The organism is Caballeronia sp. (assembly GCF_028292365.1).
In the GTDB taxonomy this organism is placed as follows: Bacteria; Pseudomonadota; Gammaproteobacteria; order Burkholderiales; family Burkholderiaceae; genus Caballeronia.
Map to the genome: position 1 here is coordinate 1 of NZ_JAQGMM010000298.1, position 6,306 is coordinate 6,306.

General features: G+C 60.1%; 6 protein-coding genes and 2 pseudogenes. 3 read left to right on the forward strand and 5 right to left on the reverse strand.

Annotation, left to right across the window (positions count from 1 at the left end):
• Positions 1-257: pseudogene (locus JWR14_RS18640) on the reverse strand (hypothetical protein); the annotation flags it as partial.
• A 330-nt stretch (positions 258-587) separates the two neighbouring features.
• On the opposite strand from JWR14_RS18640, the gene JWR14_RS18645 reads away from it, so the two are divergent.
• Positions 588-1,079 carry a molybdopterin-dependent oxidoreductase gene (locus tag JWR14_RS18645; RefSeq protein ID WP_299709648.1) on the forward strand — a complete coding sequence of 164 codons (492 nt, stop codon included), beginning with the start codon at positions 588-590 and terminating at the stop codon, positions 1,077-1,079.
• A gap of 107 nt (positions 1,080-1,186) precedes the next feature.
• On the opposite strand, the gene JWR14_RS18650 is transcribed toward JWR14_RS18645, so the two are convergent.
• Positions 1,187-2,362: a porin gene (locus JWR14_RS18650; protein ID WP_299709650.1), complete on the reverse strand. Its 1,176-nt coding sequence runs from the start codon at positions 2,360-2,362 to the stop codon at positions 1,187-1,189.
• Between the two features lie 287 nt (positions 2,363-2,649).
• On the opposite strand from JWR14_RS18650, the gene JWR14_RS18655 reads away from it, so the two are divergent.
• Both JWR14_RS18655 and JWR14_RS18660 read left to right on the forward strand, forming a co-directional pair.
• Complete coding sequence (locus tag JWR14_RS18655; RefSeq protein WP_299709652.1) at positions 2,650-3,201, forward strand: nitrogen fixation protein NifQ; 552 nt, start codon at positions 2,650-2,652, stop codon at positions 3,199-3,201.
• A gap of 79 nt (positions 3,202-3,280) precedes the next feature.
• Entirely contained in the window at positions 3,281-3,682 is a 402-nt protein-coding gene (locus tag JWR14_RS18660; RefSeq protein WP_299709654.1) for a winged helix-turn-helix domain-containing protein, read from the forward strand.
• Positions 3,683-3,722: 40 nt separating this feature from the next.
• On the opposite strand, the gene JWR14_RS18665 is transcribed toward JWR14_RS18660, so the two are convergent.
• From JWR14_RS18665 to JWR14_RS18675, 3 genes and pseudogenes are all read right to left on the reverse strand, one after another.
• Entirely contained in the window at positions 3,723-5,105 is a 1,383-nt protein-coding gene (locus JWR14_RS18665) for a DUF2325 domain-containing protein (RefSeq protein ID WP_299709656.1), read from the reverse strand.
• Positions 5,106-5,270: 165 nt separating this feature from the next.
• The gene (locus JWR14_RS18670) at positions 5,271-5,774 is read right to left on the reverse strand and encodes a hypothetical protein (protein ID WP_299709658.1); all 504 of its coding nucleotides are present in this window, start codon (positions 5,772-5,774) and stop codon (positions 5,271-5,273) included.
• Between the two features lie 367 nt (positions 5,775-6,141).
• Positions 6,142-6,306 (reverse strand): annotated as a pseudogene (locus tag JWR14_RS18675) (dihydrodipicolinate synthase family protein); the annotation flags it as partial.

Sequence of the window (6,306 nt, forward strand, 5' to 3'; positions counted from 1 at the left end):
GTGACCACGGGAATGGCGGCAAACGGTTTGAATGTCTTGCCGTCAGCCGATGAAAGCACGCTGTTGGTTTTATCGTCGGTGATAAAGATCGTGCCGTCAGCCGGACGGATCGCAATGCCGTTTGCCCTTGCATCGAGGGAGACGCGTTGCGGCGCGCTGACGATTTGCGCCGGGCTGCACCCGGATAGCGCGATGACCGCAGCGGCGGTCAAGCTGCTTGCGAGCGTTAGCGCGTAGCGGATGAGACGCTGGGGCATCGTATTTTCCTTGATCAGGTGCATGGGTCCAAGGCCACCAATATATCGCTTTAGGCGATCAGGGTTAAGGCAGACCTTTAAGGTGGAGCGCCAAGCCTGAACCCGCTAGGACCCTGGCATAAAAGCTCACTTGCCGCCATGGCGCCTGCGAAAACCAGGCGCCTGATTTCCCGGTAAGCAGTTCCTCCGTGCCGTCCTGGCCCGCATATGCGCGAATTTGTATGTTGCCTATTGTTTGCGCACTGACTTGTCCGCTATGACAGCAGCGTAATATTCACGTGGATATAATGCCGGACAAGCCGCCCGAAACCGGCCCCTGGAGGATGAGAAATGAGTGAAGCACATTCCCACGCAGTCGCGCTCGAAACCACCGCGAAAGCTGTCATATCGCTTGAAGGGGATTTCCTGCGACCATTGACTGTTGATCTTGCGGAATTCAGGGAACAACCCAACGTCGTTGCCGATCCGTTCGATCTGCGTTGTTATACGACCGACCGGTTTATCCGCAGCGTTGACACGTATCGTGGGGTGTTGCTGAAAGACTTGATCATGAAAGCCGGATTGCGGCCCGAGCCCAAGGGTGAGTTCAAGCGCACCGTGTTCATCGCGGTCGCGCACGACGGCTACGCGGTCACCTTCTCATGGCACGAATTGTTCAATACGCCCGTGGGTGAGCGTGTCATCGTCGCGCATGAATGCGGAGGCCGATCGCTCACCTCCGAGGACGGTGCGCCTATTCTGTTTTCAGGCGCGGATATTCTTCCCGCTCCCCGTCACGTGAAGCGGCTGGTGCGGATCGTGGCGCGGGTCTTGACGACCTGACTTGACGCTGAGACCTGACGTTCTATTTGGCCGTCAGATACCGGGTGAACTTCTGAAGCACGATGCGGCAAGCACTTTTTGCAGCGCTTGCCGCGTGGAATCCAGAATCAGAACTTGTGACGCAAGCCAATGCGGGCTGCAACCTGATTGTTCGCGCCGGTACCCGAATTACCGAGGAAGCTCGAGCTCGATCCAATTTCAGCTTGCACCGGAACGTTCCGGCCATTGACCGTATTGCTGCCCGAAGCCTTCTGGTAAATCACGAGTGCGTAGACGTCGGTCCGCTTGGACAGCGCATAGTCGAGCATGCTGCTGACCTGATGCCATTTGCCCTCGAAATGATCGTCAAGCTTCGAGAACGTGTAGCCCAGGCCTGCGCTCAAGGCGGGCGTAAACGCATACTTGCCACCCAGTTCGTAGTTGTTCAGCTTGGACTCGGCGCCCGTGATCGGATCGAACGTCGTATGGGTCCAGAGACCCCACACCGTGCCCGCGCCAATGGCATAACGCGCACCCACGCCAAAGGTTTCGAGGTCACGCAGTCCGCCAGTATTCACGTTGGCGATGCTGACGCTGAACGCCGGCGTCGCGCCATTGGGGAAGCGAATGTTGGTGTACGCCGTGCCGATACTGAACGGCCCTTGCGCATAGTTCACACCGGCGCTGATTGTGCTCGACGACCCTTGCGTGGTCGTGGTGCCCGCGGTGGTGGTGGGTGAACCGGCAAACGCACCAGCCTGATTCGAGAATCCGTACATTGCGCCGAAAGTCAGGCCTGCGAAGTTGGCGCTGCTGAACTTGACTGCGTTGTTGATTCGGCTGGACGTCAATTGATCCAGGTCGTTGATGTGGTACGCGTAGTTACCGGCGGGCGTCTGGCCGCCCATGGAATAGTTGCCGCCGAGATAGTCAGTGGAGAACGAGTATTGACGGCCGAGCGTGACCGAGCCCATGCCCTTCTTCGCGATACCCACATACACCTGGCGGCCGAACAACGCGCCGCCTTGGCCGAGCGTGCCGTCGCCCGAGCTAAAGCCGCTCTCCAAGGTGAAGATGGCTTGCAGGCCGCCACCCAGGTCTTCCACGCCGCGCAGGCCCCAGCGGCTGCCTTGGGCTACGCCGTCGCCGTAACGGATGAGGTGGTCATGTCCGGTGGGTGTCGCGGCGTTACTGACGTAGCTCACGCCGGCGTCGATCAAGCCGTATAGCGTCACGCTGCTTTGTGCATGTGCAATTACTCCGAAACTGCTCAATGCAGCTGCCGCCACGATCTTCTTTTTCATCGCTATTCCTGTTTTAGTTTGAGTTGTCGCCGTTGGTGATGCACGCCATGCCCCTGTGTTACTCGAAATAAGATGAGCCTTACATGGGACTTGCGAAATAGTGGCAGGAATATAACGACTGATTCGTATTCGGTAAACGTAATAGAGGTAATTTGTAGGCTTGACGAGACACGGGCTTGACTCCGGGCTTTGCGTGGCATACTGGTTTTGCCTTAATCACGTCCCGTGACACCCTCGCTTGGCTGCACCCTCGGGCACTATCCTGGGGCTATTTTCACTACCCGGCCATGACCCATTCGTTCGCGACGCGTGCCCAGTTGCTGGCCGCCTCGGCCACCCCCGATGCCCGCGGCACCGCTTTGTTCGCCACCTTGCTTGCCGCGCACGATGATCCTTCTCTGCTTGGGTTATCGTCGGAACAATTCGCCTTGCTGGCTGGCCGGCACTTTGGCGCCACGCGACCGCCGAGGGCGAGCCTGGTTATCCGTTCAGAAGAGCAGGCCCGATTCGTCAGCGCGCTTGTCGCTTTCCTGCTAAGTCACGTCCGGGCGAGTAGCGCCGCCGACGCGGCCGATGCGGATTGCCTCGCATCGATCATCGCCCATGCGTGCTTGCGGCCGGACCACCTGTGGCGCGATCTCGGACTAGGCGGGCGCGACGAAGTCACTGACATGCTCAGCCAGTATTTTCCGGCGCTGGTGGCGCGCAATGTCGACGGGATGCGCTGGAAAAAATTCCTCGCACGAGAACTCGCGCTGTCGCTCGGACTGACGCCGCAACCGGCGCCAGGGTGTTCGGGCTGCGAAGATTTCAGCTTTTGTTTCGGCGGTGAAGCCTGAGCACTGCGCCCGGGCACTGCGGCGTCCTGAAGCACCGGAACTGTCGTGGAGTGGATGCCTGGGCCTGTCGGCCTCGTGTATGCTTTCGCGCATGGCCAAATCCGTGAAAGATCCAGCGACTTCTTCCTTATCCCGTCAACCCGAGGTGCGTTTTCGCATGCGCATTCGCCAGGCGGATGCCGTGGCAATCGGCCCCGGGAAAATTGATTTGCTCGAGGCCGTGCATGAGCATGGCTCGATCTCGGCTGCCGCGCGCAGCCTGGGCATGTCGTACCGGCGGGCGTGGTTGCTCATCGACGAACTGAACCGCACGCTCAAGGCGCCCGCAACGTCTTCGGAAACGGGTGGCTCAGCCGGCGGCGGCTGCGTGCTGACGCCCGTCGGTGAAAAGATCGTGCGGCTTTATCGCGAGATTGAAGCGGAAGCGGCGAAGACCTGCGCGCCGCAGATTTCCGCGCTGACCAGGCTCATGAAGCGCTGATCCTGGTGAATGCCGCATTGAAAGCCCAGCGCTTAAGCGCTTAGCCGTGCCGCAGGCAAAACCGGGACGCCGGCGGCGTACCGGATTGCGATGATTGCGATGAGGATTGAGATGCTGCCCGGCCGAGCCGGGTCATCAGTTCGACAAAACTCGCGACGCTCGCGGTTCTTACCGGGTGATAGTCCACCTGATGGCGGTCGCATACGCGCTTGAGCAGGTTCATGGAGTCGTGGTCTATGCAGTCGACCGGAAACACGACAATGTCCGCTCGCGGGAGCGCAGCGGCGAACATGCCCTTGCGGTCTTCTATGCCGCCGTCGTGGACGATAAAATCGCCTCCCGCCGATTCAACCAGCTGCCTTAGCGCGGCATTCGACCCGGGCCGGCCACCCACATAAACCACTCGCTTGCCGCTGAGGTTGGTGAGCTCTGCGGTCTTTGAACCCGCTTCACTCCCCTGTTCGCTGCCCTGAGCCACCAGCGCCTGTTCCAGTGCGTTGCATTCGGCCTGGACGACGTTGAGCATCGCAATGGTGTCGTCCAGCCGCTGGCTCAAGCCATGCGCATGGCGCTGCTCATCGAGCGCGCGTTGCTCGGCGGTTTCCCTGCGGCTCGTGTGAATCGCGAGACGTTCGTCGCGTGCAACCAGTGCTTCGCGCAGCGCCTGAACTTCAGCTTCCAGACCTGCCTCGGACGTATCTGGCCTGCGCTCGGCCTTCGCCGACAACTCGGCCACTTGCGTGCTCAATTGGCGCAACGACGCGTCGCGCTCTGTCGTCAACTCGTGCAGTTTGTCTTGCTGCCGCTCGATCTTGTCCTTGAGCGCCGCATTTTCCTCTTCGAGCGCAACCAGGCGGCGGATGTCGGCCCGGTTAGCCGCGCCCACCAGATGGGACAACATATGCAGGTCGCCGAACGCAGCCTGGCGCACGCCCATGATGGCTTCCGGATGGGTCATCAACGCCCAGTACGCCGGCGGAATATCGCCGCTCCTGAGCGCCTCTTTCCAGAGCGCCAGCAGGGCTTCAGGATTTTTTGCGGCGTCGAAGCGGCGCACGGCGCCCGAATAACGGGCATCGAGCGCCTTCTGCAGTGCCTTGGCGCCCGCGCCGCCCTCTATGGCGAGTTCCACTGCGGCGTGATGAATCTCCAGATCCGTCGCGTGTTGCCGGTCGAGATCTGTAAACTTCGGCACGAGTTTTCTGAGCTCGTTCGTGCTCAGGCATGTGCCGATGACCGAGCAATGCAAATGCGAATCCAGATCTGACAGCCGCGCCCGGCGGTGCGGACTGCGAAGCTCTGCGTCGGTAGGCGTGCAGCAAGCATCTACCGCGCCGGTGTGAGTGCCGGCATAAGCACCCGCAGCGCTGGTCGATTCAGTGGACGGCGTGCGGGCAAGGCGGAAGGGGGGATCGGATTGCACATTCACCTCGGATCGATCTGGATGTCAAACGGCTGAACAGACAACGGCCTTTAGCCTGCTCGATGAACGGATATCGAAATATACCATTGAATATAACGGTACGAATCTGGACGATTGCTTCGACGAAATCAATGCCGGGTGTTCTGTCGTACAGGACGCTGACGTTCAGGCAGACACGTCGCTGCTCGCACGATCTTTGTAGTGCCGCTCAAGCACGTGCTCAACGCATAAGCCGACGAAGGTGGCGTCCAGACGTTCGAGATTTCGCGCAACCTGCTGAAGACCGGCCGTGCCGCTGCCGGGCGCGGCCAGAAATACCTGATCCCGCTGCTGCTCAGCCGTGCGGGCAGTTTCGATGGCAAACGTCAGGTCGTCGAGTCGGCCGAAGTCGAGCGCGCGAGCGTGATCTTCAAGAGACGACAAAAGGGCATTGAACGGCTGGCCTGTTGTGGATTCCAGGGAGCGGGCATTCCCGCGGATGTCTTCGAGCATGAGGACAAAACGGGCGACACTTGCACGCAGGTTCCGGAATGCGTCGACCACTTCCCTGATCGCTTCTGTGCGCTCAGGATTGTGCGCCGAGTTGAGCGGCGTGATTGCGACCGACAGGTCACGGCGCAGCGGGACGGAAGTGGGAGCGCGGGGTGTGGATGCCTTTAGCCCGGACATGGGTGAATCCTCGAGATGCATGATTGGATCGGGTTTCTTCGCGCCGGCAAGACGGCAAGACGGATGGTCAGGAGCGAAAGAATAGTACCGTGATATTCCATAGAATATAACGAATGCCTGATTCGTGTCTTGACGTTAAACGGCGCTTGGCCGATTTTGAGGGTTTTGGGGCGGGCGCAGATGGCTTGCTTTTGTGTTCAGGCGACAACGCACTGAACGAGGTGAACGGAGCCAGGAGAGGCTCGTTTTTAAGGCTGGCGGATCAGGAGGAGTGGGGTCCTTCACTATCGCGATCAGGAATAAAACCGCGGCGGCGGCGGACTTGTTTCAATGAGAACAAGCCGAAGCCGCCGCGGAAAAATCCGATTCAGAACGTCGGCAAAACCGGCCGGGTTTCAATCGAACGCTTGATCAATGCTTCCACTGCGAGACGTTCGTCGCCGGCAAGCGGCAAGCGCGGCGGCCGAACCGGTTCGGTGCCCAGACCGACCATGGCCTCGGCCAGCTTGATGTTCTGCACGAGCTTGGCCGA

Coding starts and splice junctions, on each gene's coding strand:
- JWR14_RS18645 (WP_299709648.1), top strand. CDS start 588: ATGAGTGAAGCACATTCCCACGCAGTCGCGCTCGAAACCACCGCGAAA.
- JWR14_RS18650 (WP_299709650.1), bottom strand. CDS start 2,362: ATGAAAAAGAAGATCGTGGCGGCAGCTGCATTGAGCAGTTTCGGAGTA.
- JWR14_RS18655 (WP_299709652.1), top strand. CDS start 2,650: ATGACCCATTCGTTCGCGACGCGTGCCCAGTTGCTGGCCGCCTCGGCC.
- JWR14_RS18660 (WP_299709654.1), top strand. CDS start 3,281: ATGCTTTCGCGCATGGCCAAATCCGTGAAAGATCCAGCGACTTCTTCC.
- JWR14_RS18670 (WP_299709658.1), bottom strand. CDS start 5,774: ATGTCCGGGCTAAAGGCATCCACACCCCGCGCTCCCACTTCCGTCCCG.